At 68.1% G+C, this 26,990-nt stretch carries 26 protein-coding genes and 1 tRNA gene; 15 read left to right on the top strand and 12 right to left on the bottom strand.

The genetic code is table 11. From position 1 onward, the window contains the following. Positions 1-33: 33 nt before the first annotated feature. Positions 34-1,353 (bottom strand): MFS transporter, encoded by a 1,320-nt coding sequence (locus MST3598_RS05485; protein WP_029260515.1) that lies wholly within the window; start codon positions 1,351-1,353, stop codon positions 34-36. A 274-nt stretch (positions 1,354-1,627) separates the two neighbouring features. On the opposite strand from MST3598_RS05485, the gene MST3598_RS05490 reads away from it, so the two are divergent. Next, the gene (locus MST3598_RS05490) at positions 1,628-2,905 is read left to right on the top strand and encodes a sensor domain-containing protein (RefSeq protein ID WP_029260516.1); all 1,278 of its coding nucleotides are present in this window, start codon (positions 1,628-1,630) and stop codon (positions 2,903-2,905) included. 32 nt (positions 2,906-2,937) lie between these two features. Here the strand turns inward: MST3598_RS05490 and MST3598_RS05495 are convergent, their stop codons facing one another. The 3 genes from MST3598_RS05495 to MST3598_RS05505 are packed head-to-tail and all read right to left on the bottom strand — an operon-like array spanning position 2,938 to position 6,574. Beyond that, positions 2,938-4,416: a dihydrolipoamide acetyltransferase family protein gene (locus tag MST3598_RS05495; RefSeq protein WP_029260517.1), complete on the bottom strand. Its 1,479-nt coding sequence runs from the start codon at positions 4,414-4,416 to the stop codon at positions 2,938-2,940. Then, the gene (locus MST3598_RS05500; protein WP_051667895.1) at positions 4,413-5,441 is read right to left on the bottom strand and encodes an alpha-ketoacid dehydrogenase subunit beta; all 1,029 of its coding nucleotides are present in this window, start codon (positions 5,439-5,441) and stop codon (positions 4,413-4,415) included. The genes MST3598_RS05495 and MST3598_RS05500 overlap by 4 nt, the downstream gene beginning before the upstream one ends. Next, a complete protein-coding gene (locus MST3598_RS05505) occupies positions 5,438-6,574 on the bottom strand; it encodes a thiamine pyrophosphate-dependent enzyme (protein WP_029260519.1) in 1,137 nt (378 codons plus the stop codon). Before MST3598_RS05505 ends, MST3598_RS05500 begins: the two co-directional genes overlap by 4 nt. A 150-nt stretch (positions 6,575-6,724) precedes the next feature. On the opposite strand from MST3598_RS05505, the gene MST3598_RS05510 reads away from it, so the two are divergent. After that, positions 6,725-7,162, top strand: a complete 438-nt coding sequence (locus MST3598_RS05510) for an Lrp/AsnC family transcriptional regulator (RefSeq protein ID WP_021198788.1) — start codon at positions 6,725-6,727, stop codon at positions 7,160-7,162. Here the strand turns inward: MST3598_RS05510 and MST3598_RS05515 are convergent. Genes MST3598_RS05515 through MST3598_RS05525 form a run of 3 tightly spaced genes read right to left on the bottom strand, consistent with a single transcriptional unit; the run spans position 7,147 to position 8,646 of the window. After that, on the bottom strand, positions 7,147-7,584 hold the full coding sequence (locus MST3598_RS05515) for a DUF202 domain-containing protein (RefSeq protein ID WP_081860197.1): 438 nt from the start codon (positions 7,582-7,584) through the stop codon (positions 7,147-7,149). The two genes, MST3598_RS05510 and MST3598_RS05515, sit on opposite strands and share 16 nt — an antisense overlap. Further along, the gene (locus MST3598_RS05520; RefSeq protein WP_021198786.1) at positions 7,581-7,937 is read right to left on the bottom strand and encodes a YidH family protein; all 357 of its coding nucleotides are present in this window, start codon (positions 7,935-7,937) and stop codon (positions 7,581-7,583) included. The genes MST3598_RS05515 and MST3598_RS05520 overlap by 4 nt, the downstream gene beginning before the upstream one ends. Before the next feature lie 58 nt (positions 7,938-7,995). Continuing rightward, positions 7,996-8,646 carry an HAD-IA family hydrolase gene (locus MST3598_RS05525; RefSeq protein ID WP_096359478.1) on the bottom strand — a complete coding sequence of 217 codons (651 nt, stop codon included), beginning with the start codon at positions 8,644-8,646 and terminating at the stop codon, positions 7,996-7,998. 95 nt (positions 8,647-8,741) lie between these two features. On the opposite strand from MST3598_RS05525, the gene MST3598_RS05530 reads away from it, so the two are divergent. Next, complete coding sequence (locus tag MST3598_RS05530) at positions 8,742-9,857, top strand: DUF998 domain-containing protein (protein WP_029260522.1); 1,116 nt, start codon at positions 8,742-8,744, stop codon at positions 9,855-9,857. Between the two features lie 32 nt (positions 9,858-9,889). Here the strand turns inward: MST3598_RS05530 and MST3598_RS05535 are convergent, their stop codons facing one another. After that, complete coding sequence (locus MST3598_RS05535; RefSeq protein ID WP_136053605.1) at positions 9,890-10,816, bottom strand: hypothetical protein; 927 nt, start codon at positions 10,814-10,816, stop codon at positions 9,890-9,892. 91 nt (positions 10,817-10,907) lie between these two features. Here MST3598_RS05535 and MST3598_RS05540 point away from each other — a divergent pair, with 91 nt between their 5' ends. The 3 genes from MST3598_RS05540 to MST3598_RS05550 all read left to right on the top strand — a co-directional run bounded on the left by MST3598_RS05540 (position 10,908) and on the right by MST3598_RS05550 (position 15,604). Continuing rightward, positions 10,908-12,731 (top strand): ABC-F family ATP-binding cassette domain-containing protein, encoded by a 1,824-nt coding sequence (locus tag MST3598_RS05540; RefSeq protein ID WP_021198782.1) that lies wholly within the window; start codon positions 10,908-10,910, stop codon positions 12,729-12,731. A 40-nt stretch (positions 12,732-12,771) separates the two neighbouring features. Then, complete coding sequence (locus tag MST3598_RS05545) at positions 12,772-14,538, top strand: Na+/H+ antiporter (RefSeq protein WP_029260523.1); 1,767 nt, start codon at positions 12,772-12,774, stop codon at positions 14,536-14,538. A gap of 88 nt (positions 14,539-14,626) precedes the next feature. Beyond that, entirely contained in the window at positions 14,627-15,604 is a 978-nt protein-coding gene (locus tag MST3598_RS05550; RefSeq protein ID WP_029260524.1) for an NADP-dependent oxidoreductase, read from the top strand. An 84-nt stretch (positions 15,605-15,688) separates the two neighbouring features. On the opposite strand, the gene MST3598_RS05555 is transcribed toward MST3598_RS05550, so the two are convergent. After that, positions 15,689-16,318 carry a hypothetical protein gene (locus MST3598_RS05555; RefSeq protein WP_136053604.1) on the bottom strand — a complete coding sequence of 210 codons (630 nt, stop codon included), beginning with the start codon at positions 16,316-16,318 and terminating at the stop codon, positions 15,689-15,691. 295 nt (positions 16,319-16,613) lie between these two features. Here MST3598_RS05555 and MST3598_RS05560 point away from each other — a divergent pair, with 295 nt between their 5' ends. The 3 genes from MST3598_RS05560 (at position 16,614) to MST3598_RS05570 (ending at position 19,330) form a co-directional block, all read left to right on the top strand. After that, entirely contained in the window at positions 16,614-17,525 is a 912-nt protein-coding gene (locus MST3598_RS05560; protein ID WP_021198778.1) for a MetQ/NlpA family ABC transporter substrate-binding protein, read from the top strand. Positions 17,526-17,627: 102 nt separating this feature from the next. Further along, complete coding sequence (locus MST3598_RS05565; protein WP_029260526.1) at positions 17,628-18,671, top strand: methionine ABC transporter ATP-binding protein; 1,044 nt, start codon at positions 17,628-17,630, stop codon at positions 18,669-18,671. Next, positions 18,671-19,330: a methionine ABC transporter permease gene (locus MST3598_RS05570; protein WP_021198776.1), complete on the top strand. Its 660-nt coding sequence runs from the start codon at positions 18,671-18,673 to the stop codon at positions 19,328-19,330. The genes MST3598_RS05565 and MST3598_RS05570 overlap by 1 nt, the downstream gene beginning before the upstream one ends. Here the strand turns inward: MST3598_RS05570 and MST3598_RS05575 are convergent. From MST3598_RS05575 to MST3598_RS05585, 3 genes are read right to left on the bottom strand one after another with little or no spacing between them, the layout of a single operon-like run. Beyond that, entirely contained in the window at positions 19,317-20,267 is a 951-nt protein-coding gene (locus tag MST3598_RS05575) for a pseudouridine synthase (RefSeq protein WP_197024863.1), read from the bottom strand. The two genes, MST3598_RS05570 and MST3598_RS05575, sit on opposite strands and share 14 nt — an antisense overlap. A 19-nt stretch (positions 20,268-20,286) precedes the next feature. Beyond that, a complete protein-coding gene (locus MST3598_RS05580) occupies positions 20,287-20,781 on the bottom strand; it encodes a MarR family winged helix-turn-helix transcriptional regulator (RefSeq protein WP_029260528.1) in 495 nt (164 codons plus the stop codon). Positions 20,782-20,810: 29 nt separating this feature from the next. Then, positions 20,811-21,284, bottom strand: a complete 474-nt coding sequence (locus tag MST3598_RS05585) for a GNAT family N-acetyltransferase (RefSeq protein ID WP_029260529.1) — start codon at positions 21,282-21,284, stop codon at positions 20,811-20,813. A gap of 111 nt (positions 21,285-21,395) precedes the next feature. On the opposite strand from MST3598_RS05585, the gene MST3598_RS05590 reads away from it, so the two are divergent. From MST3598_RS05590 to MST3598_RS05615, 6 genes are all read left to right on the top strand, one after another. Then, a tRNA-Gln gene (locus MST3598_RS05590) sits at positions 21,396-21,467 on the top strand. Position 21,468: 1 nt separating this feature from the next. Then, a complete protein-coding gene (glmU, locus tag MST3598_RS05595) occupies positions 21,469-22,899 on the top strand; it encodes a bifunctional UDP-N-acetylglucosamine diphosphorylase/glucosamine-1-phosphate N-acetyltransferase GlmU (RefSeq protein WP_029260530.1) in 1,431 nt (476 codons plus the stop codon). Positions 22,900-22,905: 6 nt separating this feature from the next. Further along, complete coding sequence (locus MST3598_RS05600) at positions 22,906-23,940, top strand: ribose-phosphate diphosphokinase (protein WP_021198771.1); 1,035 nt, start codon at positions 22,906-22,908, stop codon at positions 23,938-23,940. A gap of 93 nt (positions 23,941-24,033) precedes the next feature. After that, on the top strand, positions 24,034-24,504 hold the full coding sequence (locus MST3598_RS05605; RefSeq protein WP_021198770.1) for an FMN-binding protein: 471 nt from the start codon (positions 24,034-24,036) through the stop codon (positions 24,502-24,504). Positions 24,505-24,518: 14 nt separating this feature from the next. Continuing rightward, a complete protein-coding gene (locus MST3598_RS05610; RefSeq protein ID WP_036271927.1) occupies positions 24,519-25,400 on the top strand; it encodes an FAD:protein FMN transferase in 882 nt (293 codons plus the stop codon). A 14-nt stretch (positions 25,401-25,414) separates the two neighbouring features. After that, positions 25,415-26,989: an FAD-dependent oxidoreductase gene (locus tag MST3598_RS05615; RefSeq protein ID WP_029260532.1), complete on the top strand. Its 1,575-nt coding sequence runs from the start codon at positions 25,415-25,417 to the stop codon at positions 26,987-26,989. Position 26,990 lies beyond the last annotated feature (1 nt).

Here is a 26,990-nt window from a genome sequence, read left to right on the forward strand (position 1 = left end):
GACCACCGCGATCCCGCGTCGTCGATCGGCTCGTCAGGTGTGCAGATCCACGCCCTTCGTCTCTTTGACGAGCGAGACGCCGATGAGCGAGATCACGGCGGCCACGGCGATGTAGACGCCGATCGTCCATGCCGCGTGGAACTGGTTCATCAGAGCCTCGGCGATCATCGGTGCGAAGGCTCCGCCGAGGATGGCGCCGAGGGCGTACCCGATCGAGACGCCCGAGTAGCGCACGTTCGCGGGGAACATCTCCGCGTAGAGGGCGGCCTGAGGGCCGTACGACAAGCCGAGGGCGAACGTCATCACGAACAGCGCCACGAAGTACCAGAGGATGTTCGCGGTATCGATCAGGAACCACATCGGCACCGCCCAGAGCGCGAGCGCCACGTAGCCGATCTGGAAGGTGCGGATGCGGCCGAGTCGATCGGAGAGATGTCCGCCCCACAGGGTGAAGATGAGCCAGCCGAACGAGGCGAGCGTCGTCGCCAGCAGCACCGGCGGACGTTCCATGCCCAGCGTCGTGACGGCGTAGGTCGCGAAGAAGGCGATGAGCAGGTAGCCCGCCGCGTTGTTCGCGATGAAGATGATCGCGGTCAGGACGACCTGCTTGGTGTTCTGGCGGAACAGGCGGCTCAGCGGGGCGGAGGCCTCCTTGCGGCGACGTCGCAGATCCTCGAAGACCGGGCTCTCGTCGACCGCGCGACGGATCACGTAACCGACAGCGATGAGCACGATCGAGAGCAGGAACGGGATGCGCCACCCCCACTCGAGGAAGGCCTCCGGCGACATCGAGCTGGTGAGCACCCACAGTGTCGAGGTCGCGAGGATCATGCCGACAGGCACGCCGATCTGCGGAAAGGCCCCGAAGAGCCCTCGTCGGTTGTTCGGTGCATGCTCGACTGCCATCAATGCCGCGCCGCCCCACTCGCCACCCGCGGAGAACCCCTGCACGATGCGGAGCAGGATGAGCAGGATGGGCGCGGCCACGCCGATGGCCGCGTACGTCGGCAGGAGACCGATCAGAGACGTGGACAGTCCCATCATGATGAGTGTGAGCACGAGCATCTTCTTGCGCCCGAGCTTGTCGCCGAGGTGGCCGGCGACGATCGCCCCCAGGGGGCGGAAGAGGAACGAGATGCCGATCGTGGCGAAGGAGAGCACCTGCGCGAAGCCGGGACTCTCCTCGGCGATGGGGGCGAGGAACAGGGGCGCGAGGACCAGCCCTGCGGCCTGGGCGTAGATGAAGAAGTCGTACCACTCGATCGACGTACCGACGAGGGTGCCGGCGAGCACCCTCCGTTCTTCGGCGGGCATTCGTGCGGACGAGGTGCGGTCGGACACTGCTGACGTCATGCGAACTCCGTTGTTCTGCGATTCCGGGGGGAGAGGGCGATGAAGCACTCCGGTTATTCATGACCGAATGGTCGGTCAGTAATCGCCGAGCGTACCGCATAGCGCGCAGTGTCGGAGGGTGAGTGGTCTGGTCGGTATATGTCCGATAGGGCATGCGACTTATATCGTTCTGATCTCGACCCGCTCCTCCGTATTACGCCATCGAGTGGGGAAACTCTACGATCGCTGTCAGGGGCACCAGGGCGGTGGTCAGTACAACTTGACGGAGGTTCGCATGGCGCGCTCCAGGTTCGCACGCATCAAATTCAGTGGTGTCGTTCTGACCGCACTTCTCGCGCTCACGGCATGCACCCCGGGGATGGATCCGGAACCGACACCGACAGCTGCTCCGGAGACGCCATCACCGGAGCCGTATGCCGGACCAGCCATCTTCACCGGCGATGAGTTGAACGCACTTCTGTTCACGTCCGACGAGATCGCTGCTCTGCTCCCCGGTTCGACGGAGATCGGCGAACCCTCCTCTGTTCTTGCGCAGATTTCCGACGGCGGGGGTCCGCTGCCGATCCCGGAGATCTGCAGCGTCCTCTTCGTCGAGCAGTCGCTGTGGAGCATCGGGTCGCGCAATGTGCGCTGGACGACGACAGCTGATTCGGACTATCGCTTCGGCGCCATGATGGCTCTGCAGTTCGCCGACGAGGCCCACGCCCAAGCGCGCATGGACCAGCTCGTCGAGGCATCCTCGCAGTGCGCGAACTTCGATTTCGCCGGCGCCGCGACATTCGAATCGGTCCGGCCTGTGGAATCGGACGACGTGCGAGCGGTTGCCGGCACGGTGACGCTGCCGGAGAGCGAGGGCGGAAACTCGACATTCCTGGGATATGCGGCCGTGGGCAACGTGCTCGTGCAGGTGTCTCAGTCGATCAACGGTGAGGCCATCCCCGACGCTGAGGTGATCACGAAGAAGCTCCACGAACGTGCGGAGGAAGCTCGGGCCGCGCTCACGCAGGAATTCACCGCGAACCCTCCGACACCCGATGCCGAGGCTGAGACCGATGAATCGGCGCCGTGGAGCGAGTGGGCGATCTCGGCTGGTGGTGTCGGGCTGATCCACCTGGGAGATCCGATCGCCGATGCGGTCGCCGCAGGGCAGGCCGCTCGGGTTATCGAACCCGCAGGCGCGGGCTATCCGTGGAAGCTTGTGAACGCAGAACGTACCGGGTCGATACTGGTCGCCACGACGGATGACGGTTCCGCCGTGGCATCGATCACCGTCGGCAATGAGCGTATCTTCGACGAGGATGCCCAGGACGGCGCCGCGCTCCCCCTTCGAGGCGGCGTTCGGGTGGGTGCTCCGATCGCCGACGCGATCGCGGCATTTCCCGGTGGGACGACGGTCACCGTCGCCTCGTCCGGAGACGACTGGTACGACGTTGCGACGCGCGACGGCCGTCTCTTCCGATTCCACACCGATCGTGACGTCGTCGACCCCGGTGCGGTGATCATCGGAATCACGGTGGAGGACGCGACAAAGCGCCCTCTCAGGTTCTCGTGATCGGAGTCTGAGTCCACCGCACTGCGGCAGACTCAGACCCTCCCGAACGCGCGCAGCGGATGCTCGATGAGCTCGGTCACCCGCCGCAGGAAGCCCGCGGCGTAGCCGCCGTCGCACACCCGGTGGTCGAACGCGAGGGAGAGCTGCATGATCCGGCGCGCCACGATCGCCCCCTCCACGACCCACGGTCGCTCGATGATCCGCCCGATGCCGAGGATCGCCACATCGGGGTGGTTGATGATCGCGGCCGAGCCGTCGACCCCGAGGCCGCCGTAGTTGTTGAGGGTGAACGTCGATCCCCGCAGGCGCTCCGGCGGCATCGTCCCGGAGCGCGCCGTGGCGGTGAGCTCGCGCAGCGCCGTGTCGAGCTGCGCGACCGTGAGCGCGTGCGCGCGGGGGACCACCGGAACAAGGAGCCCCCGTTCGGTGTCTGCCGCGATGCCGAGGTTCACGCCGTCGAACGAGATGATCTCGTCCCCGCTCTCGCTGAGGCGCGATGCGAGCACGGGATAGTCCTCGAGGGCGAGCAGGACGAAACGTGCGAGGAGCGCGGTCACCGACGGAGCCTTGCCTCCCGCCGGTGCCATCTGCGAACGCAGGTCCCACAGCGCGGTGGCATCGACGTCGACCCAGACGGTGGCCTCGGGGATCTCGGAACGACTGCGGGAGAGTTTCGCGCTCACGGCCTTGCGCAGTGGCGACATCCGCTCGCGGGAGCGCACGCCGAGACCGTCGACCGTCTCGGCGAGCGGGTGTCCGGGCGTGCCGCCGCCTGCGGTGGAGCCGTCATGGTGTGCAGCGGCAGCGTCCACGGCAGCGTCCACGGCAGTGTCCACGGCAGTGTCGACGGCGTTCTCGACGGCGGCCCGCAGCACGTCTGCGCGCGTCACGGCGCCGTCGGTGCCGGTCGCGGCGATCGAGTGCACGTCGAGACCGAGGTCCCGAGCGAGTCGGCGAACGAGCGGGGAGCGGACAGCGACAGGTCTGCGGTCGGCCGATCGCGACGGAGGAGGAGTCGCGGGGGTGCTCGGGGCGGAAGGGACCGCGGTCGGCATGGGGATCGATGCTGTCGCCGGTGCCCGAGACGCAGACACCGAGGCGGCTGACGGACGGCGTCGCCCCATGGCGGGACGCGCGGTGGTGCCGTAGCCGATGAGCACGTTCCCCGAACCCGCGCGCTCCTCTTCGCGGTAGGCCTCGTGCTCGGGCTGCGCCGGTCCGGCGGTGGGCGCGGCCGGAGACGGCAGGGAGTCCGCCACCTCGAGCACGGGGGCACCGACGTCGATCGTGTCGCCGGCGATGCCGTGCAACGCGGTGACGATGCCGGCGAACGGCGACGGCAGCTCGACGATGCTCTTCGCGGTCTCGACCTCGGCGATCGGCTGATCGGTCGTGATGGTGTCTCCCACCGACACGAGCCACTGCACGAGTCCGGCCTCGGTGAGGCCTTCGCCGAGGTCGGGCAGGAGGAACACCTGCGTGCCGGCATGCGGCTTCAGCGGGGTGCTCATGCGTCGTCCTCCCAGTGCAGCGTGTCGATCGCGTCGAGCACGCGATCGACGTCGGGCAGGTACCAGTGCTCGAGCTTCGGCGGGGCATACGGAGTGTCGAAGCCGGTCACCCGTCGCACGGGAGCTGCGAGGTACTCGAAGCAGCGCTCGAAGACGCGAGCCTGGATCTCGGATGCGACGCTCACGTATCCCGGGGCCTCGGCGATGACCACGGCGCGGCCGGTCGACTTCACGGCGGCCGTCACCGTCGCATCGTCGAACGGCGAGAGCGAGCGCACGTCGACGACCTGCACGCTGCGCCCCTCGGCGGCGGCGACGTCGGCGACGTCGAGCGCGAGCGGAACCGATGACCCGTATGCCAGGAGCGTCACGTCGGAACCCTCACGGGCGATTCGGGCCGTTCCGAGGTCGGCGGTGACCGAGGTGTCGACCTCCCCCTTGGCCCAGTAGAGCTTCTTCGGTTCGAGGAAGACCACAGGGTCGGGGGAGGCGATCGCCGCACGCAACAGCGAGTAGGCATCCTGCGGAGTGGACGGGCTGACGACCGTGAGGCCGGGCGTGTGCGCGTAGTAGGCCTCCGACGAGTCGCAGTGATGCTCCACCCCGCCGATGCCGCCGCCGAAGGGGATGCGGATCACCAACGGCATCCGCATGCCGCCCCGGGTGCGGTTGCCGAGTTTGGCGACGTGGCTGACGACCTGCTCGAAGGCGGGGAGGGCGAACGCATCGAACTGCATCTCGACCACGGGACGAAGGCCGTTCATGGCCATGCCGACAGCGGTGCCGACGATGCCGGATTCCGCGAGCGGGGTGTCGAAGCAGCGCTCTTCGCCGAACCGGGCGGTGAGACCGTCGGTGATGCGGAAGACACCGCCCAGCGCGCCCACGTCTTCGCCGAACACCACGACATCGGGATCGGACTCGATGGCATCGGCCAGGGCACGGTTCAACGCGGCGGCCATCGTCATCGTCGTCACCGTGGCGGCTTCGCTCTCGGTGCGGGTGTCGTCCTGTGCGATCGTCATCGGCGTGCTCCGTTCATCGCGGCTCCGGCTCCGGCTCCGGCTCCGGCATCGGTGAGACGCGACCGTTCGATCTCGCCGCGCAGCAGGTCCCACTGCTCGTCGAGCTGAGAGGATCGGGTCTCGGTCACGAAGCGGAACAGGTCTTCAGGGTCGAGAACGGTGTCGGTGTTCAGCGCGGTCCGCATCGCTGCGGCGATCTCCTCGGCTCCCGAAGCGAAGCGCTCCTCGGTCGCGGTGTCGAGCGCACCGGTGGCGGTCAGGTGCGCCCGAAGGCGCAGCAGCGGGTCACGGGCGATCCAGGCCTGCACCTCGTCGCGCTCCCGGTAGCGGGTGTCGTCGTCGGCGTTGGTGTGCGCCTGCATCCGATATGTGTGCGCCTCGACGAGGCTCGGCCCTCCGCCGGCGCGGGCGCGAGACATGGCCTCGTCGAGCACGGCGACCACGGCGGCGACGTCGTTGCCGTCGACCCGCTGCCCGGGCATCCCGTAGCCGATGGCCTTGTGGGCGAGCGAGGGGGCGGCCGTCTGGCGAGAGAGCGGGACCGAGATCGCGAACTCGTTGTTCTGCACGAAGAAGACCACGGGGACGTGGAACACCGCGGCGAAGTTCATGGCTTCGTGGAAGTCGCCCTCACTGGTGGCGCCGTCGCCGCAGAGCGCGAGGACGACCGTGTCCTCGCCCCGATGCTTCGCCGCCTGGGCGAAGCCGACGGCGTGCAGCAGCTGGGTGGCGAGCGGAGTGGCCTGCGGGGCGACGCGGTGGGCGCGCACGTCGTACCCCGAATGCCAGTCGCCCTTGAGGAGCACCATCGCATCGGCGGGGTCGACACCGCGCGCGATGACGGCGACCGAGTCGCGATAGGTGGGGAACAGCCAATCCGTGGCGCCGAGCGACATGGCGGCACCGACCTGGCAGGCTTCCTGCCCGTGCGACGACGGGTAGACGGCGAGGCGGCCCTGGCGCACGAGGGCTCCGGCCTGATCGTTGATGCGCCGGCCCTCGACGAGCCCGCGGTACGCCGCGAGCAGCGTGTCCGAATCGGGGAGCGCATACCGCTCGTCGGCGACGGCCGTTCCGTCTTCGTCGATCAGTTGCACCGCGGTGTCGCGCGGGAGCAGGTCGGTGTGCAGCATGCGTTCGCCCTCCTTGCCGAACTCGATGAGGACAGCATGCCTCTGGGGCGTCACTCATCCAAGATCTTTTGCGGAATCGTGGATGAAAGCTCGTCACATGAGGCATTCTTGAGCGAAGTGTCAGAAATTCTGCATCGAGGAAGGGGTCGCATGGTCGCTCTGGATGAGACGGATCGGGCAATCCTCGAGGAACTGCGTCAGGATGCGCGCGCGTCGATGACTGCGATCGCGGATGCCGTGCACATCTCGCGCGCCGGTGCGCACGCGAGGATCAAACGGCTCACCGACACAGGCGTCATCACGGGGTACACGGTGCGCACCGACCCTGTGCTGCTCGGGCACCACGCCAGTGCCTACGTGACTCTCGCGATCGAGCAGGCGACCTGGCAGGCGGTAAGCGAACGGCTGCGCTCGATACCCGAGATCGAGCACATGGCGCTGGTCGGTGGCGACTTCGACGTGATCCTGCTGGTGCGCGCGAACGACGCCCGCGATCTGCGTCGCATCGTGCTGGAGGACATCCAGGCGATCCCCTCGATCCGCTCGACGAGGACGACGCTGATCTTCGAGGACTATCCGCGGAACTGAACGAACGACGACACGACGACGATCCCGATGCACAGGACCCCGAATGCCGTTGCGAGAGCGGTGAGGGCGACGAGCAGCCCTCCGCCGGGCGCCGTGATCCGCGCCGAGCCCGGCGGCGTCGCGCCCGGAAGTGTCGAGTGCAGCCATGCGGTCATCCGCAGCTGACGTCGGCGTGCCGCGAACCAGAGGGCGCAGGCCGCCACGAGGCCGACAGCACCGGGGACGAACCCCCACGCGGTGAAGGCGGGCGGTAGCAGCAGAGGGAAGACGCGCAGCGACACCAGCGAGCCGATGGCGATCGCGAGGGCCGTGCGGCGCCAGGCGAGTTCGGTGCGCTCGGGTTGCAGGCCCGGATCGAAAGGCCCCTGTGCGTGTCGCCCCGGAGCATCCGGTCGTCCGGCATCCGACCTGCGAGCCGTCACCGCCAGAGCACCCCGGCCAGGACGAGCAGGCCGACGACCGTCACCACGATCGCGAGCACCACGGCAGAGAATGCTCCGGGCAGTGGGCGGGAGCGACGCATCGCACGTTCGGCGCGCATCCACTCCCACCAGGCCAGCGGTGCGACGGCAGTGCCGGTGACGATCAGCACCAGCGAGGCTGCGAGACGGAAGCCGGCGTGGAGGTCGAGGCCGAGCACCTCGAGGGCGACGCCACCGGCGATCAGCGCGAGCCCGGTGCGCGTCCAGGCGAGAAACGTCCGCTCGTTCGCGAGGGAGAAGCGCGGATCGGGCTCCTCACCGGTTTCGTAGACCGAGGCGGGGAAACGTCGCATCGCCTCATCGTAGCGGCGCGGGCAGATCGTGAAGGGTCGGCGGGAGGAGCGGGCGACGTCAGCCGATCGTGAGCTCGAACCCGTCGGCCGTGGGGGAGACAGCGACCTGGGAGAGGTCCGTGACCAGGACGGTCGGGTGGTGGACCGCGGCGTGCGTGCCCACGCCGACGACGCGCATTCCCGCAGCGAGGCCCGCCTGGATTCCCGCACCGGAGTCTTCGAACACGACACAATCCGCCGGAGCGATCCCGAGCAGTTCTGCCGCGCGGAGGAACCCTTCGGGGTCGGGCTTGGAGGCGGACACATCCTCGGCCGTGACCTTCTGTGCGGGAACGGTGAGGCCCGCGGCCCGCATCCGTGCGGTCATGAGTGCGACGTTCGCGGAGGTGACGATCGCGTGTGGGAAGGGCAGCAGCGCATCGAGCAGCGCACGTGCGCCGGGGATCTCGATCACTCCGTCGACGTCACCCGCCTCGTTCGCGAGCATGATGTCGTTCTCGTGGAGGTTGATCGCATGATCGCGCTCCGGAAGCATGATCGCCATGCTCTGATGGCCCTGTCGCCCGTGCACGGTGCGCAGCACCGTCTCCGGATCGATGCCGTGCGGCTCTGCCCATGCGAGCCACAGCCGTTCCACGACGGCGGTCGAGTCGACGAGGGTGCCGTCCATGTCGAGGAGGGCGGCGCGGGCGGCGATGGTCTGGGTCACCCGTCCAGGCTAGTCGCACACGCGACGAACGCCCGGGCGCGCAAGCCGGTGCGCGGCGTGCGCGGCTTCTAGGATGTGGACCGGGAAGGACGAGGATGAACGCACTCGCGAGCAGGGTGATGCAGGTGCTGCGTCAGGTGCGCGGCCCGGCGACGGCGGAGGCCGTCTTCGAGGCGACGGCGCTGATCGTCGGCGCCGGTTTCTTCGTCTCAGGATTCCTGATCGGACTCCCGGTCTTCTGGGGCCACGACCTGGCGATCAGCGGCAGCGGCTCGATCGGAGTCTTCGCGGCGTACGGGGGCGCGATCACCGCCGTCATCGCCTTCACCCTCGGGCGCGTCGCCGTGCGACCCGCGCAGCCCGACCCCCGCGCGGCGCGCGACGGTTTCAGCGTGCCGGGGGATCGGCTGCGGTGGTACGACCTCACCGCCATCGCCTTCGCGCATGCGGCCATCGCGTACCTCGGCTGGCTCGGCGTCGCCGAGCTCCTCGAGCGGAGCTTCACCGATGCCCCGGTGTTCCCGTTCCCCGGCGCCATCCTGGTGGCGGTCGCCTTCGCGCTGACCGGATACGTCTGTTTCCTCAGTGCCGTCGCCCTGACCCCGATGGTGCTGTCGCTGGTGCTCGCCGTCTTCCTCGTGGTCGGCGCATTCGCCAGCATGCTCGCCTCCAGCGACGTGCACTGGTGGCGCGACAACCTGTCAGCGCTCGGCATGAGCACCAACAGCGCATCGGTCGCGTTCAATGTGACGCTGGTCATCGCCGGGGTGATGATCACGACGATCTCCCGCTACGCGACCGCGGGGCTCCCGGCCGAGAGCCCGGAGGAACGGCGAGGACGCTTCATGGTGCGCGGCGGACTGATCCTGATGGGCATCTTCCTCGCGTGCGTCGGTATCTTCCCGGTGGACGAGTTCTTCCTCCTGCACAACACCGTCGCGACGGGTATGACCGTGGTGTTCGGGATCGTCGTGGTCGGCCTGCCGTGGTTCCTGCCGACCATCCCTCGTGTGTTCGTGGCCTTCGGGTGGATCTACGTGCTGGTGATCATCCTGCTCGCGGCCTTCTTCGCGGTCGGCTACTACAACCTCACCGCTGTCGAGCTGATCGCCGCCGTGCTGATCTTCAGCTGGATCATCGTGTTCCTCCGCACGGCGGGGTCGGTCACCGCACCGGCCGTCTCGGCCGATGCATCGACCGAGACGGGCTGACGAGACGGGCTGACGAGGCGGTCGCGCCGGGGCTAGTCCCAGATCGGATCGTCGGGGTCGGGGGAGTCCGTGCCGTCGGCGTCGGTCATGATGCGCGCTTCGGCGATCCACGACGTCAGAGAATCGTCGTGGAGCATATGAGGTCGTGGCGGGCCGAGAAGCTCGGGGATCGTCACGATGCTCAGCGGCTCGTCGCTCGCGAAGATGACGACGTTGCCCAGTGGCCCTTCATCATCCTCCGGTTCGGCGTCGAGGACGACGGCGACGTGGTCGAACACGGTGCGCAGGGTGGCCGCCTGTCGCCGTGAGTACTCGAACGGGTGCCCGTCGAGCAGGTTCACGGCCACGACGCCCGCCGCGGCGGAGCGTGCGGCGACGCGGCGGTAGAACTCCTGGCTGGCCACACGATGTCGGATGACCGCGGCATCCCACAGATCCACGACGGTGAACTGCGCATCCACCCAGTCGGTGTCGATCGCGGTGCTCTCCGCTGCAGCCGCGGCGACCGCGGGGACAGAGGACGAGGGCGCCGACGAGCGCTTCTCGTCGGGGAGATCCGCGTCTGCGACCGCTCGTGCATCGCCGAAGATGACGCGCAGATCGGTGCCGGAGGGCAGCGGCAGGGCGGCGACCACCGCGGTGTAGAGGGCGGGTTCGAACTCCACCGCGAGCTGCGGGGACCCGGCACGCGTGGCCGCGACGTAGCGAGCCAGCGTGAGTGCTCCGGCGCCCAGATGCACGGTGAACAGCGGGGCACCGGGCTCCGCCGCGGCGTCCATCGCTCTGGCGATGTGCTGGATGTAGGCGTATTCGAGCGCGGTGGGATCGGTCATCGAGACGACGGACTGCGGAATCCCATCGACGCTGAGCTCGAAGCGACCGGGTCGTCTCTTCGACTCCATCAGCTTCGCCTTGCGATTGTCGAGCATGAGCGAGAACACCCGGCGATTCCTTGGCACCCGTCGATCCTAGATCGGGCGACGTCCGTCGGAGGCAACCTTCCGGGCAACGGCCGGACGGTTCGTCGCACGCGGCTACCCTGGAAGGAACATGGCACATCTTCTCGGGGCTGAAGCCCTCCACCTCGAATATCCGACCAGGGTCGTCTTCGACTCCGTGACCCTCGGCATCGAGGAGGGCGACCGCATCGGCATAGTCGGCCGCAACGGCGACGGCAAGTCGAGCCTGCTCGGAATGCTGGCAGGCATCAAGGAACCGAACTCCGGACGCGTCACGGTGCGCGGAGGAACGCGGATCGGCGTGCTCGATCAGGCCGACAACCTGCCAGACGACCTCACCATCAGTGCGGCGGTCGTCGGCGACACCCCGGAGTACGAGTGGGCGGGCGATGCGCGGATCCGCGACGTCATCGAAGGGCTGCTCACCGACCTCCCGTGGGATGCCGAGATCGGTTCTCTCAGCGGTGGGCAGCGGCGTCGGGTGTCGCTCGCGAAGCTCCTCACCGGAGACTGGGACGTCATCGCCCTCGACGAGCCGACCAACCATCTCGACGTCGAAGCGATCACCTGGCTCGCCGGACACCTCAAGAAGCGCTGGTCGCCGAACTCGGGCGCCCTCATGGTCGTGACGCACGACCGATGGTTCCTCGATGAGATCAGCACCGAGACCTGGGAGGTGCACGACCGCATCGTCGAGCCCTTCGAGGGCGGCTACGCGGCGTACATCCTGCAGCGCGTCGAGCGCGACCGGATGGCGGCCGCCACCGAGGCGAAGCGTCAGAACCTCGCCAAGAAGGAGCTCGCGTGGCTCCGCCGTGGCGCTCCGGCCCGCACGGCCAAGCCGAAGTTCCGCATCGACGCGGCCAATGAGCTCATCGCCGACGTCCCCGAGATCCGCGACAAGGTGTCGCTGCAGTCGCTCGCCGTCTCGCGACTCGGGAAGGACGTGGTCGACCTGCTCGACGTCGGGGTGACCTACCCGACGGCGGACGGCGGCGAGAAGGTCGTGCTGCGCGACATCGAGTGGCGCATCGCACCGGGGGAGCGCACCGGGATCCTCGGTGTGAACGGCGCCGGCAAGTCGACGCTGCTCGGCCTCATCTCCGGCACCGTGGAGCCGACCGTCGGACGGGTCAAGCGCGGCACGACGGTGAAGGTGCAGACCCTCACACAGCGGCTCGACGAGCTCACCCAGCACTGGAACGACCCGGTGCGTGTGATCATCTCGGGCCTGCGCACCTCCTACACGATGGGGGCCGGCTCCAAGGCGCAGGACCTCACGCCCGGGCAGCTGCTCGAACGGCTCGGGTTCGACTCCGCCCAGCTCTCCACTCCGGTCAAGGATCTCTCGGGTGGACAGCAGCGTCGCCTGCAGCTGCTTCTCGTCCTGCTCGACCAGCCGAACGTGCTGATTCTCGACGAGCCGACCAACGACCTCGACACCGACATGCTCGCCGCGATCGAGGACCTTCTCGACTCCTGGTCGGGCACGCTCCTGGTCGTCAGCCACGACCGGTACTTCCTGGAGCGCGTCACCGACCAGCAGTACGCGATCCTCGACGGTCACCTGCGTCACCTCCCCGGCGGGGTCGACGAGTATCTGCGACTGCGTCACCTGCAGTCCTCCACCGGGTCGAAGCAGACCGCGACGGCCGCAGCGACGGCGACGGCCACAGCTGCCGCGAAGGGGCTCGACGGTGCGGCACTGCGCACGGCGCAGAAGGAGGTGTCCGCCCTCGAGCGACGCATCCAGAAGCTCACGCAGCAGGTGAACGCCGCCAAGACCGCGCTGGCGGACCACGACCAGTCCGACTATGCGGGTCTCGGCGACCGGATGAAGAAGATCAGCGACCAGCAGGCCGAGATCGAGGAGCTGGAGCTGCGCTGGTTCGAACTCACCGAGGAGATCGGCTGACGGAGGAATATCCTTCTCCCAACGCTGTTGGGAGGTAGGGATGGAAGGCCTCGAAGTAACTGTCCTGCTCGGACTCACGATTCTCGTCGGAACCCTGATCGCCCCGCGCGTGCGTCTCGCGCTGCCCCTCGTCCTCGTCATCTTCGGACTGCTGCTGGGCTTCGTGCCTCAGCTGCGCGAAGTGCAGCTGCCTCCCGAGACGGTGCTGCTGCTGTTCCTGCCGGTGATGCTCTTCTGGGAGAGCCTCACCACGTCTCTGCGGTCGATCCGCCGTGACTTCCGCTACATCCTGCCGATGAGCACAGTGCTGGTCGTCGCCTCGGCGTTCGCGGTCGCCGGTATCGGAGTGCTGTTCGGGATGCCGTGGGAGATCGCCCTCATCCTGGGTGCCGCGGTCGCGCCGCCGGATGCCACGGCCGTCGCCGCCCTCGGGCGTCTGCTGCCGCGCCGCATGTTCATGAAGCTCAAGGCCGAGAGCCTGACCAACGACGGCACGGCGCTGGTGCTTTACGCGATCGCGGTGTCGCTGGCGCTCGGCGGCCAGATCACCCCGCTGTCGGTCACGCTCGACGTGCTGGTCTCCTATGTCGGCGGCATCGCGGCCGGTGTCATCGTCGCGGCTCTCGGGTACCTGCTGCTGCGGCGCACGTCGTCGACGATCGTGATCAACGTCGCTCTGCTCCTGATCCCCTTCACGGCGTTCCTCGTCGCCGAGATGGTGCACGCCTCCGGTGTGCTGGCGGTCGTGGTCGGGGGTCTCATCGTCGCCTACGTGTCGCCGAGGGTCACGACGGCCTCTTCCCGGCGGCAGGCCGATGCGGCGTGGCCGTTCGGCGTCTTCCTGCTCAACGGCGCCCTGTTCGTCCTGATCGGGCTCGAGGTGCAGTACGTCGTGCATGAGATCTCCGCGGCGGCGATCGGTCGCCTGGTGCTCATCACGCTCGCCGTCTGGGCGACGCTGCTGGCCGTGCGCTACCTGTTCCAGCTGGTGAACGTGCTGTTCCAGCGTCAGGCCGGGCCGAGACCCGCACGCGGCGCCAGGGCACGGGCCAGAGTCGTCTCCACCGTCGCCGGTATGCGCGGCGCCGTCTCGCTCGCGATCGCGCTGTCTGTCCCCACGAGCATCACAGAGGGTGGGGCCATCAACGGACGCGATGAGATCGTGTTCGTGACCGCCGGCGTCATCCTGCTGAGTCTGCTCGTGCAGGGGCCGCTCCTGCCCGCGATCGTGCGGTGGGCGCGGTTCCCCGTCGACCACGTCGAGGACGAGGAATACGAACTCGCCGAGCGGGCGATCTCCGGGGCGGCGCTCGCCGCTCTCGACGACCTCGCGGCTGAGCACGGCGTGGGTCAGGAAGTCCTCGATCGCGTGCGGTCGGAGGGCTATCAGATGCTCGAGTTCGCGAACGCCCGGTCGTTGGCCCGCGAGCAGGCCCTCGTCGACGCGGAAGCCGATGCTCTCGACGAGATGCTCGGCGAGCCCGACCCCCTCGGTGCCGGAACCGCCGACATCGGAGACGACCCCACCACGGGAGGCGGAACCTCGCAGGCGACGGAGGGGGAGGGCACCGACGGCACGGTGCTGCAGATGATCGCGACCTCGACCGATGTCGACCTCGCGCAGCGCTCGCCGCTGATCCGGCATGAGGAGCACACGCGACTCAAGCTCGCCCTGATCGACCGCAAGCGTGAGGTCCTCCTCGGGCTGCGCGGCGCCGGCACGGTCGACGACATCGTCGTGCGCCGCATCTCCGCCCGACTCGACCTCGAGCAGGTGCGCCTGCAGGGGATCGAGGAGTACGACTGAACACCCGAGCGGACGACACCGCCGTCGGAGCGCATCGAGACGACGGCGCGCACCCGCCAGAACGATCCGCCTGAGAACGAGGAGACCGATGCCCACCATGATGAGAGCCATCATTCTCGATCGATTCGGCGACGAGGGGGAGCTGCGTGAACAGTCGGTTCCGATCCCCGCGGTCGGCGAAGGTGATGTACTCATCCGCATCGATGTCGCCGGCATCGGGTCATGGGATCGGGAGGAGCGCGAAGGCCACTACGAGGGAGCTTTCGGCGTGCCGTCGACCTTCCCCTACATCCTCGGGTGGGAAGGGGCGGGAACGGTCGAGGCGGTCGGCGCCGACGTGACGCGCTTCGCCCCGGGGGATCGGGTGTACGCCGCGTCGACCCCCGTCCCGCGAGGCGGGTTCTACGCCGAGTATGCGGTGGTCGACCAGGAGCATGTCGCCCCGGTGCCCGCGCGGCTGACCGACGAGCAGGCCGGAGTGCTCGCCTGGGACGCACTGACGGCCACGAGCGGACTCGACACGATCGATGCGCGCCCCGGAGACGCCGTGATGATCTTCGGCGCGAGCGGAGGGATCGGTCACCTCGCGGTGCAGCTCGCCAAACACCGTGGACTCCGGGTGTTCGCGGTCGCCTCAGGACAGGACGGCGTGTCGCTGGCCGGGGACCTCGGCGCCGATGTCGTCGTCGACGGGAGGCGGGACGACGTGATGGCGGCCATCGAGAGCTTCGCTCCGGAGGGCCTCGACGGCGCACTCGTCACCGCCGGAGGTCGGGCGGCCGAGGATGCGCTGCGCGGGGTGGCACCGTCGGGGCGCATCGCGTGGGCGCACGGTGTGAATCCGCCACCGTCGGCCGAGGTCGTCGAGCGTGTGTCGTTCTACGACGGCGACCGCAGCCGAGCGGCGCTGCAGCGTCTGAACGAGGTCATCGAGTCCAGTCTCATAGCCCCGCACGTGGCGCAGGTGTTCGACGCGGCCGAGGTCGCCCAGGCGCACCACGCGCTGCGAAGCCATTACGTGGGAAAGCTGGCGTTGCGCGCACCGCGCTCTTCGCGCCAGCTGTGACGCTGTGTGCCGCACGCTTCCGCGTGTGAGGTGAGAGAAGGGTCCGAGTGTGCGAACACTGCTCGGACCCTCCTCACCACGGGATCAGATACCGGACAGGTCGACCCAGTGCGTCAGCTTCAGCCACGCACTGCCCGTCCCCGAGAGCTGGTACTTCACCTCGGCCAGCACCCGTGGGGAGGTGAGAGAGTTCTGCGGTGGCTTGATCTGGAAGCCCCATCCGGTGTTGTAGCTATAGCTGTTCGCCGTCGGCGCCTTCTTGATGATCGACGGCACTCCACCGCCGCTGTAGATCTCCACCTTCCGCTCTTTGAGTCCGAACCCCGGGTCGGGCGTCCAGCTGCCCGTGACCTTCTCTGTCCGAATCTGATCGCCCTTCAAGGTGTACTGGATCGTGATCGACGACTTGACCGAACCGTTGTCGTGATTCCCGCCGACGGAGGACCGCGGGGCGATGATGCCCGGCTCAGTTGGAGCAGCTGATGATTCGGTCGAAGGGATCCGCGCCTCGATCGTGGCCGACGTGCCGTTCGTATCCACAGGGATCTGCTCCGACTGCTGATACACGATCGCTCCGGTCCTCACATCCGTGACGACGACTGTCGAGTTCGCGTACAGATGCTCCTCTGTCGCCGCGTGAGCGGCGGCGGGCAGCGAGAAGGACAGAAGTACCGCGGTGGCCGTGGCGAGTGCGACTTTCTTTCGTGTTTTCATGACGTCTCCGGTCGTTGGATCGGTGCCGGACGGCACCGACACTCTTTCGAGTGCGTCGAGCAGAACACACGGTGCGATTGCTGTCGCCGACTGTGTCCTGCTGTCGCCGACTGTTTCTCGCCGTCGCCGACTGTGTCGTTCGATGACGCACGGCCAGGGCACAGGCGTGCGCGGTCGATCCGAGTCGGGTGAAGACGGTCGACCTGTCGCTGTGACGCCGTGTGACACTCGATTCCGCGTGCGTCGCGCGGCCTGCCTAACGTATTCGAGTCCCCCAAGAGAGGAACTCCTTCACATGTCACGCCGTACCACTTCCATCCTGGCCGCGCTCGCCGCGGTCCCGCTCTTCGTCGCACTCACCGGGTGCGCCACGGGGTCGTCCGATGCCGGATCCGGCAGTGAGGGATCGTCCGAGAACGAGGTCGTCAAGATCGGCGTCGTCGGCGAGAGCGATCCGCAGTGGCCCGCGTTCGTGGATGCGGCTGCGGCGGAAGGCATCACGGTCGAGCTCGTCGATTTCGGTTCGTACGAGCTTCCGAACCCTGCGTTGAGCGAGGGCGAGGTGGACCTCAACCAGTTCCAGCACATCGTGTATCTGGCTCAGTACAACGAGGCATCGGGCGATGATCTCGCGGCGATCGGATCGACGCAGATCTACCCGCTGGGTCTCTATTCGACGAAGTACGATTCCGTGAAGGACATCCCGGAAGGCGAGACCGTCGCTGTACCCGATGATGCTTCGAACCAGGCCAGGGCGCTGCTGGTGCTGCAGGCCGCCGGACTCGTCGATCTGAAGGACGGCGGCACCGCCTTCTCGGATCTCGCTGACGTCGATGAGAGCACGTCCAAGGTCAAGGTCACAGCGCTGGAAGCGGCCCTCACCCCTGAAGCCCTGCCCGATGTCGCAGCAGCCGTCATTAACAACGACTTCGTGGAGGACGCGGGGCTCTCGTTCGACGACGCGCTCTTCACCGACGACCCCGAGGACCCGAGTGCGCTCCAGTACGTGAACATCTTCGCGTCGCGCGCCGAAGACGTCGACAACGAGACCTACCTCAAGCTGGTCGAGATCTTCCAGACCGACAAGAACGTGCAGGAGGGCCTGGCGAAGTCGTCGGGCGGCACCGGCGTCACGTTGCAGACGCCGGCCGACGAGCTGGCCTCGCTGCTCAAGGACGTTCAGAAGGACGTCGCGGCGAACAGCTGATCAGGTCGACCTGAGAGAATCGGGCGACGCGCGAGCGTCGCCCGATTCGTCGTCTGCAGGTCGACCACGCCCTTCCTTTCCCCTTCAAGACCGGAGCACTCCATGCCCATCGTGTCCCTCGAGAACGTATCGAAGAGATACCCGTCCCCGGCTGGGGCTGACGAGCAGATCACGGCGGTCGACGGCGTCACGTTGCAGATCGATCAGGGAGATGTCTACGGCATCATCGGATACTCCGGCGCAGGCAAGTCGACGCTCGTGCGTCTCATCAATGCTCTGGAGCCTGCCTCCGAGGGGCGGATCACTGTCGATGGCGTGGAGATCACGGCTCTCGCGGAGCGCGAACTGCGCCGGGTGCGCAGTGGAATCGGAATGGTCTTCCAGCAGTTCAACCTCTTCTCGTCGAAGAGCGTGCGGGCGAACGTCGCGTATCCCCTCAAGCTGGCCGGGTGGTCGAAGCTCGACATCGAGGCGCGTGTCACCGAGCTGCTCAGCTTCGTGGGGTTGAGCGACAAGGCGCGCTCATACCCCGAACAGCTCTCCGGCGGTCAGAAGCAGCGTGTGGGCATCGCCAGAGCCCTCGCCACGAGGCCGGCCATCCTCCTCGCAGACGAGGCGACCAGCGCACTCGACCCGGAGACCACGCACGAGGTGCTGGCACTGCTCAAGAAGGTGAACGAGGAACAGGGCGTGACGATCGTCGTGATCACACATGAGATGGATGTCATCCAGACGATTGCGACGAAGGTCGCCGTCATGGACCGCGGTCGCGTCATCGAGCACGGCGACGTGTTCGAGGTCTTCTCCAACCCACAGCACGCCGCTTCGCAGCGGTTCGTCGGCACGGTCGTGAAGGGGGTGCCCTCTCCGTCTGAACGGGCGGTGCTCCGTGAACGTCACGATGGACGCCTCGTGACGTTCTCGTTCCGTGACGGCGGTCCGTCCCAGGCGCAGGTCTTTCTCCAGCTCGCCGACGCGGGACTGGAATTCGAGCTCGTGTTCGGGGGCATCAACGACATCCGCGGGCGTGCCTTCGGACACCTCACTCTCGCGATCCGCGGTGAGGACGGTGTCATCGAGCAGACGCTCGCGAGCATCGCCCCACATGTCGACGTGTCCGACATCGACAGCGAGGAGGTGCGCTGATGGATCGTCTCATCGAGCTGGGGCCCGAGTTCTGGACGGCTGCTGTCGAGACTCTCTACATGGTCTCTCTCACGCTGGTGCTGGGCGGCCTGCTGGGCGGTCTGATCGGCGTCGGTCTGTACCTCACCAGGCCGGGAGGGATGCTGCAGAATCGGGCGGTCTCCGCAGTCCTGAACCTCTTCATCAACTTCTTCCGCCCCATCCCGTTCGTGATCCTCATCACGGTGCTGATCCCGTTCTCGCGTTTCATCGTGGGCAGCGGCATCGGCACGAACGCCGCAATCGTGGCGCTCGTCGTGGCCTCGATGTTCGCGATCGGCCGCATCGTCGAACAGCATCTCGTCGGGGTCTCACCCGGAGTGATCGAAGCCGCACGCGCCATGGGGGCCGGCCCCTGGCGGACGCTCTTCACCGTCGTGATCCCGGAGGCCCTGGGGCCGCTCATCCTCGGGTACACGTTCGTCATCGTCGCCCTCATCGACATGACCGCGATGGCGGGTTACATCGGTGCAGGCGGTCTCGGAAACTTCGCACTGACCTACGGACGTCGCCAGTTCGAGCCCGTGGTGATGTGGGCGGCCGTGCTGCTCATCGTCGTCTTCGTGCACGTGGCGCAGACGCTCGGAACCCGCCTGGCCCGCAAGGTCATGCGCCGCTGACGGGGCTCTCGACCGGGTTCTCGTCGGCAGGCGCCTCCTGCAGGGTGCGACGAGTGGTGAACACCCGCTCCGTCCCGCTCAGCGGATCGATGAAGCGCAGTTCACGAGCGAGCAGCTGCAGCGGGCGGTCGAAGTCGTCGGGCAGGTCGTCGAGCAGCTCCGGGTAGAACCGGTCGTTCAGGATGCCGATGCCGAGGGCGGCCAGGTGCACGCGCAGCTGATGCATCTTGCCGCTGTGCGGGCGGAGCAGCGTATGCACCACGCGATCGTCGCTGCCGATCAGCGCGATCAGCGTCTCGGCGTTCGGCTCCCTGGCATCGTCGACCTGCACACGCACCTGGGCGCGGGGCTTCTCGATGTGGTTGCGGTAGACGAGTGGGAACGAGGGGAGCTCGCCGTGATCGGGGAGCGCCGACACCGCCTCGTACACCTTCTGCACCTGCCGCTTCTCGAACATCAGCTGGTAGGCGCCGCGGGTCGCCGGTCGTGTCGAGAACATCAGCAGGCCGGCGGTCGCGCGATCCAGCCGGTGGATCGGCGCCAGGTCGGGATTGTCGAGGAGGTTGCGCAGGCGCACCAGCGCCGAGTTCTGCAGGAACTTGCCGCCGGGAGTCGTGGGCAGGAAATGCGGCTTGTCGACGATCACGAGATGCTCGTCCTGGTGCAGGATCTCGATCTCGAACGGGATCCGCGTCTCCACGGCGGGTTCGCGGTAGTACCAGACGAATTCGACGCTGCCGAGCGGGGCGTCGCGAGGGACGGGGGAGCCGTCGGCCCGCACGATCTCGCCGCGGTCGAACCGCTGGAGAAGACGCTCGGGGTCGAGGTGGAAGAAGCGCTCGACCATGTAGGCGGCGACGGTGGGCCACGAGCCGGAGAGGGGCACGTGCAATCGTGTCGCTCCCACGCCGTCGCGCACGGGGAGGGGGGAGGGCATGCCCATCAGATGCGGCCGGTCACGAGTCGAAGCTCAGGCTCAGCTTGCGCAGCAGCCCCGCGAGGCGATCCCGATCCGAGCGCGAGAGGGCCTGCAGCAGGTCGGCCTCCACGTCGACGAGACGCGTGATGGCGGCATCCACGCGGATGCGCCCATCGTCGGTGAGCGTCACCAGCACGCTGCGCCCGTCGCCGGGGTCGGCCTCGCGGCGCACGAAGCGGCGGCCGACCAGACGGTCGATCCGGTTGGTCATCGTGCCGCTCGAGACCAGAGTCTGCTGCAGCAGCTGCTTGGGGGAGAGCTGGAACGGCGCCCCTGCTCGGCGCAGCGCCGAGAGCACATCCCACTCCCAGTGCTCCAGGTCGCTGCGGCGGAACACGTCGCGTCGGGCACGGTCGAGGTGGCGTGACAGTCGGTCCATCCGCGACAGCACCTCGAGCGGGGAGAAGTCGAGGTCGGGGCGCTGGGTGTTCCACGCGCCGACGATCCGGTCGACCTCATCCACCTCGCTCATCCGCCCATTATCGCGTGTGCGGCTCGGGATCAGGACGCCGCCGGCAGGTCGATCGTCATGAAGGTGCTGTGCGGGTCGAGGACGTAACCGCCGAAAGGGCCGCATTCGCGGAAGCCGGCGGCGGAGTAGAGGGCGCGCGCCGGGACGAAGAACTCGGCGCTCCCGGTCTCGAGCGAGACGCGGCTGATGCCGCGCGCGTCGGCATCCTCCAGGAGGAAGGCGAGCATGGTGCGTCCGAGCCCGCGCCCGCGCAGCGCGGGGTCGGTGCGCATCGACTTGATCTCCTCGTGCCCTTCCTCCACCGTCGCCAGGGCGCCGGTGGCGACAGGGCGGCCGTCGAGGTGCCCGGCGAACAGCCGCACTCCCGGGGCGAGCAGACGCTCGAACACCAGGGCATGACGGCTCTCCGGTGGAGCCGTGTGCTCCAACTCGGCGTGGTGGGCGATCAGGAACTCGGCGAGGGCGGGGTCTGCGGTCTCCACCCGTTCGATCACGATGCTCATGACGCCAGCATCCCAGAGCGGTGTTTCGGGTGGATGACGCACGGGGTGTCAGCAGAACCGGGGCTCGGGCATGGCAGACTTGATGCCGCGGCGCCCTCGTGGGCGGCGCGGTCCGCCGTGGTGTAATGGCAGCACGACAGCCTTTGGAGCTGTGAGGTCTAGGTTCGAGTCCTGGCGGCGGAGCATGACTGGGAACAATCTCGCCATCATCGTCCTCGCCGCAGGCCAGGGCACTCGCATGAAGTCGCGCCTGCCGAAGGTGCTGCATCCGATCAGCGGACGTCCACTGGTGGGGCACGTGCTCACCACCGCGGGGCGGCTGCAGGCCGCGCACGTCGAGGTTGTCGTCCGTCACGAGCGCGACCAGGTGGTCGCGGCGCTCGCGGTCGATTACCCCGATGCGGTCTTCGTCGACCAGGACGACATCCCCGGAACCGGTCGTGCGGTGCAGGTGGCCGTCGATGCCCTCCCCGCCGACTTCGACGGCGACGTGCTCGTGCTCTCTGGCGACTGCCCGCTGGCCGATGTCGACACCCTCTCCGCGTTCCTGGCGGAGCACCGCGCCTCCGGCGCACCGGCCACGCTGATGACGGCGCTGGTCGACGATCCGACCGGCTACGGACGCGTCGTCCGCGATGCCGACGGGGGAGTCGACCGAATCGTCGAGCAGAAGGACGCCACCGCCGAGGAGGCCGCCGTCCGCGAGATCAACGCCGGGATGTACGTGTTCCGTGCGGCGACGCTTCGGGCCTACCTTCCGCGGGTCGGCGTCGACAACGCCCAGGGCGAGATGTACCTGACCGACGTGCCCGGCCTGCTCCGCCGTGACGGCGACCGGGTGGCGGCATCCGTCGTCTCCGATATCTCGGTCACCTTCGGCGTCAACGACCGCGCCCAGCTGGCCGAGGTCGGGCGCCTGCTCAACCAGCGGATCGTGCGTCGCTGGCAGCTCGAGGGCGTGACCGTGATCGACCCCGCCACCACCTGGATCGACGACGACGCGAAGCTCGCACCCGACGTCACGATCCTCCCGAACACGCAGATCCTCCGCGCCACGGTGATCGCCTCCGGTGCCGTCATCGGTCCGGACACGACACTCGTGGACTGCGAGGTCGGGGAGGACGCGATCGTCCGCCGCACCGATGCCACGCTGGCCGTGATCGGTGCCGAGGCGACGGTCGGCCCGTTCTCGTTCCTCCGCCCCGGCACGATCCTCGGAGTCCGGGGCAAGATCGGCGCCTACGTCGAGACCAAGAACGCCGAGATCGGCGAGGGCAGCAAGGTTCCGCACCTCTCCTACGTGGGCGATGCGACGATCGGCCGCGGGGTGAACCTGGGCGCGAGCACCATCACGGCGAACTACGACGACGTGAACAAGCACCGCACCGAGATCGGTGACGAGGTGCACACCGGGTCGCACACGGTGCTCGTCGCGCCCGTTAGGCTGGGAGCCGGTGCGAAGACCGGTGCAGGCGCCGTCGTCCGCAAGGACGTCCCCGCCGGCGCGCTGGCCATGAGCGTCGCCCCCCAGCGCAACATCGAGGGCTGGGTCGAGAAGAACAGAGCAGGGACGGGCGCGGCGGATGCTGCGTCCCGCGAGAATTCGGCGGAATAGGCGGACATGGCGCGCAAGAAGAAGACGGTCGATCTGGATCGCGACAACGGCGTGGCCCCCGGGATCATCGCGAAGACCAAGAAGCGGCTCGTCGTCGCCGGTGGACGTTCGCATCCCGAACTCACCGCAGCGGTCGCCGAGGCCCTCGGCACGGAGATCGCACCGGTCGAGCACCGGACGTTCGCCTCGGGCGAGATCTACGCCCGCTTCGAGGTCTCGATCCGCGGTGTGGATCTCTTCCTGATCCAGACCTTCGGCGAGCCGGTCAACGAGTGGCTCATGGAGACGCTCATCATGATCGACGCCGCCAAGCGCGCGTCGGCCAAGCGCATCACCGTCGTCGCGCCGTACTATCCGTATTCGCGTCAGGACAAGAAGGGCCGCGGTCGTGAGCCGATCAGCGCCCGTCTCGTCGCCGACCTGCTGAAGACCGCGGGCGCCGACCGGGTCATGAGCGTCGATCTGCACGCCGCGCAGATCCAGGGCTTCTTCGACGGTCCCGTCGACCACCTGTTCGCCAAGCCCGTGCTCCTGGACTACTTCGAGCGCACGCTGTCGCCCGAAGACCGTGAGATCCTCACCGTCGTCTCGCCCGACATGGGCCGCGTGCGCGTCGCCGACACCTGGTCGGACAGCCTCGGTGCACCGCTGGCGATCATCCACAAGCGGCGCGACCCGAAGGTCGCGAACCAGGTCTCCGTGCACGAGATCGTCGGTGCCGTCGACGGCCGCACCTGTCTCCTCGTCGACGACATGATCGACACCGGTGGCACGATCGTCAAGGCCGCCCAGGCGCTCAAGGCGAACGGCGCCCACCGCGTCATCGTCGCAGCGACGCACGCGATCTTCAGCGACCCGGCGTCCGATCGGCTGCAGGACTCGTCCATCGACGAGGTCGTCATCACCGACACGATCCCGCTCACCGAGTCGCGTCGCTGGGACAAGCTGACCATCCTCCCGATCGCCCCGCTGCTGGCGCGCGCGATCCACGAGGTGTTCGAAGACGGCTCGGTGACGAGCATGTTCGGCGGCGACGCGTAACGCATCGTCACGGCACAGCCCGCGCATAGCCGGGGTGCTTACGGTCGAATGGCCGACGAGCGCGTCGGCCGACACCGAGCCGGGAGGACCACCATGATCCGCACGACCGTACCGACCTCTGTCCGCAAGGGAACCGCACTCCTCGGGATCGCGGGACTCTTCGTCCTCGCCGGATGCTCCGGAAACGCCGACGCCGAGGCGCCCGCCGACAACAGCAGCACCCCGGACGCCGGTTCCTCCTCGTCCTCCGGTGGCGACTCCACGGGAACCTACGCCGACGGCACCTACACCGCCGAGGGCTCGTACCAGACGCCCGAGACGGTGGAGCAGATCTCCGTCACCCTGACCCTCGCCGACGGCGTCGTGACCGATGTCGAGGTGACCGGCGACCCGCAGGCCCCAGAGAGCAAGCAGTACCAGGGGCAGTTCATCGACGGGATCGCCGAGCAGGTCGACGGCAAGGCTCTCGACGACCTGAACGTCAGCCGCGTCGCCGGCTCGTCGCTCACCAGCGGTGGGTTCAACAAGGCCGTCGAGGCGATCAAGGAGCAGGCCGCCGCCTAGGCGCCTGATCCACCATGGCCAGTTGGCGTTTCGAGGCCATCGGGACGCAGTGGGAGATCGAGACGACGGAACCCCTGCCGGAGTCGGCACGCGCCGCGGTGATGGCGGAGATCGACCGCTTCGACCGCGAGTGGTCCCGATTCCGTGCAGATTCGGAGGTCGTGCGCCTCGGACGTGAGGGGGGCGGCTTCGCCTCCGTCGATGCCCGGCCGATGCTCGACGCGTACCGTGGGCTCTCCGCCGCGACCGGAGGCGCCGTCAACCCGCTCGTCGCGGACAGCCTCGACGCGCTCGGGTACGACGCCGACTACTCCCTCGTGCCGGGTGAACCTGTGCGCGCCCCGGCGGCCTGGGAACAGGACGTGTCCTGGACGGATACCGATGTCACGGCCTCGGCGCCTGCCCTGATCGATGTCGGCGCGCTCGGCAAAGGGCGTCTCGTCGACCTCGTGGCGGCGGCGTTGGCCGCGGTGCCCGGAGACCTCGTGGTCGACGCCGGTGGTGACATCCGGGTCCGCGGCTCCGGTGTGCGCATCGGCCTCGAGCACCCGTACGATCCGACGAAGGCGATCGGGGTCGTCGATGTGCACGACCAGGCGCTGTGCGCCTCGGCGATCAACCGGAGGGCGTGGGGGAGCGGGCTGCATCATGTGCTGGATGCCCGCACCGGGATGCCCGTGCGCACGTGGGCCGCGACCTGGGCATGGGCGCCGGAGACGATGACGGCCGACGCCGTGGCGACGGCTCTCTTCTTCGACGGCGGTGTCGAGCTCGCAGCGATGTGGAACGTCGAGTGGGTGCGCATGAGCACCGACGGGCGCGTGCAGCGCTCGCCCGGATGCCCGGCCGAACTGTTCGTCACCGCGGGGCCGTCGCACCCCTCAGGTCGGAATTAGGGAAGAGTGGAGAAGTGATCACCTCATTCGCCGCCGCACGACAGCGGGTCCTCGCGGTGCTGGGATCGTTGTCGATGTACCGCCTCGTGCTGTTCGCGCTCGTCGCTCTCGCGGTCATCGCCTTCGTCCTGTCGCTCTTCGGCGTGATCGTCTCGCCGACCCCGCTCGAGCTCGTGGCCTCGTTCCTCGTGCTCGCGGTCGTCATCTCCGCCGTCGACGCGGTGGCGCAGCGCATCCTCCGGCTGCCCTGGCGCGTCGAATCGTCACTGGTGACCGCACTCATCCTCCTGTTCGTCCTCCGGCCGGGCATCGAGCCTGGCGCGCTCCTCGGCCTCGCCCTCGCCGGTGCCGTCGCGAGCGTCTCGAAGTATCTGATCGCATGGCGTGGGCGGCACATCTTCAACCCCGCCGCGTTCGGGGCGGCCGTGGTCTCGATCCTCGGCGCTTTCGGAGCGTTCGAGTGGCTGGGGACCTCGTCGTCGTGGTGGGTCGGCACGCCGGTGCTCACGATCCCCGTGGCGGTGCTGGGCCTCGCCGTGCTGTGGCGCACCGAGAAGATCCGGATCGTGCTGGTGTTCCTGCTCGTCGCCGTCGCCACGTCGGTCGTGCGTCAGATGGTGCAGGCCACAGAGTTCGACATCACGTTCGACATCGTGACCGCCCTGCAGTTCGCGGTGCTGCAGTCGCCTTTCCTGTTCCTCGGGGCGTTCATGCTCTCGGAGCCGCTGACCCTCCCGCCGCGCCGTCGGCAACAGCTCGTCGTGGCCGTCGTGGTGGGTCTGCTCGCGGGGTGGCCGATCTCGGTGGCCGGGCTGTTCACCCTCGGTCAGGAGCGTGCGCTGCTGATCGGCAACCTGGTGGCGTTCGCGTTCGCCCTGCGCGGTTCGGTGCGGCTCGTGCTCGAACGGCGTGAGTTCATCACCCCGACCGCGCAGGAGCTGACGTTCCGTGCCAAGGGGCGCGTGCGCTTCCTTCCGGGGCAGTACCTCGAGCTCGACGTTCCGCATCATCGCCCCGACGCCCGCGGAACCCGGCGGGAGTTCAGCATCGTGTCGGCACCCGCCGATCTTCCGACGTTGCGCATCGCGTACAAGAACGGCGACCAGAAGCATCCGTCGAGCTACAAGCGCGCTCTCGCCGCCGCAGAGCCGGGGGCGACCTTCGCGGTGACCGGCACCTGGGGGGATTTCATCCTTCCTCGCGGAGACCAGCCGGTGCTCATGGTCGCGGCCGGCATCGGAGTGACACCGTTCGTCTCGCAGCTGCGGCAGTTGCAGGCGACTGGTCAGCGCCGCGATGTGGTGCTCGTGTATGTCGCCTCCGACGCCTCCGAACTCGCCTTCCGCGATGAGCTCGCCGCGACGGGGGTGCCCACCGTGGTGTTCACGCGTGACGAGCCTGGCGACCTGCCCGCGCACTGGTCCTGGGCGCGAGGCGCACGTCTGGATGCGGAGACCCTGGAGCGCGCCGTCGCCGACCTGGCCATGCGTCATGCGTTCATCTCGGGCCCGCCGCGGCTCATCGCCGACCTCGCCCCTGCCCTGCAGAAGGCCCGCAGCCTCACCACCGACGCGTTCGCCGGATACTGAG

It is taken from the genome of Microbacterium sp. TPU 3598 (assembly GCF_002356155.1).
Lineage (GTDB): Bacteria > Actinomycetota > Actinomycetes > Actinomycetales > Microbacteriaceae > Microbacterium > Microbacterium maritypicum_A.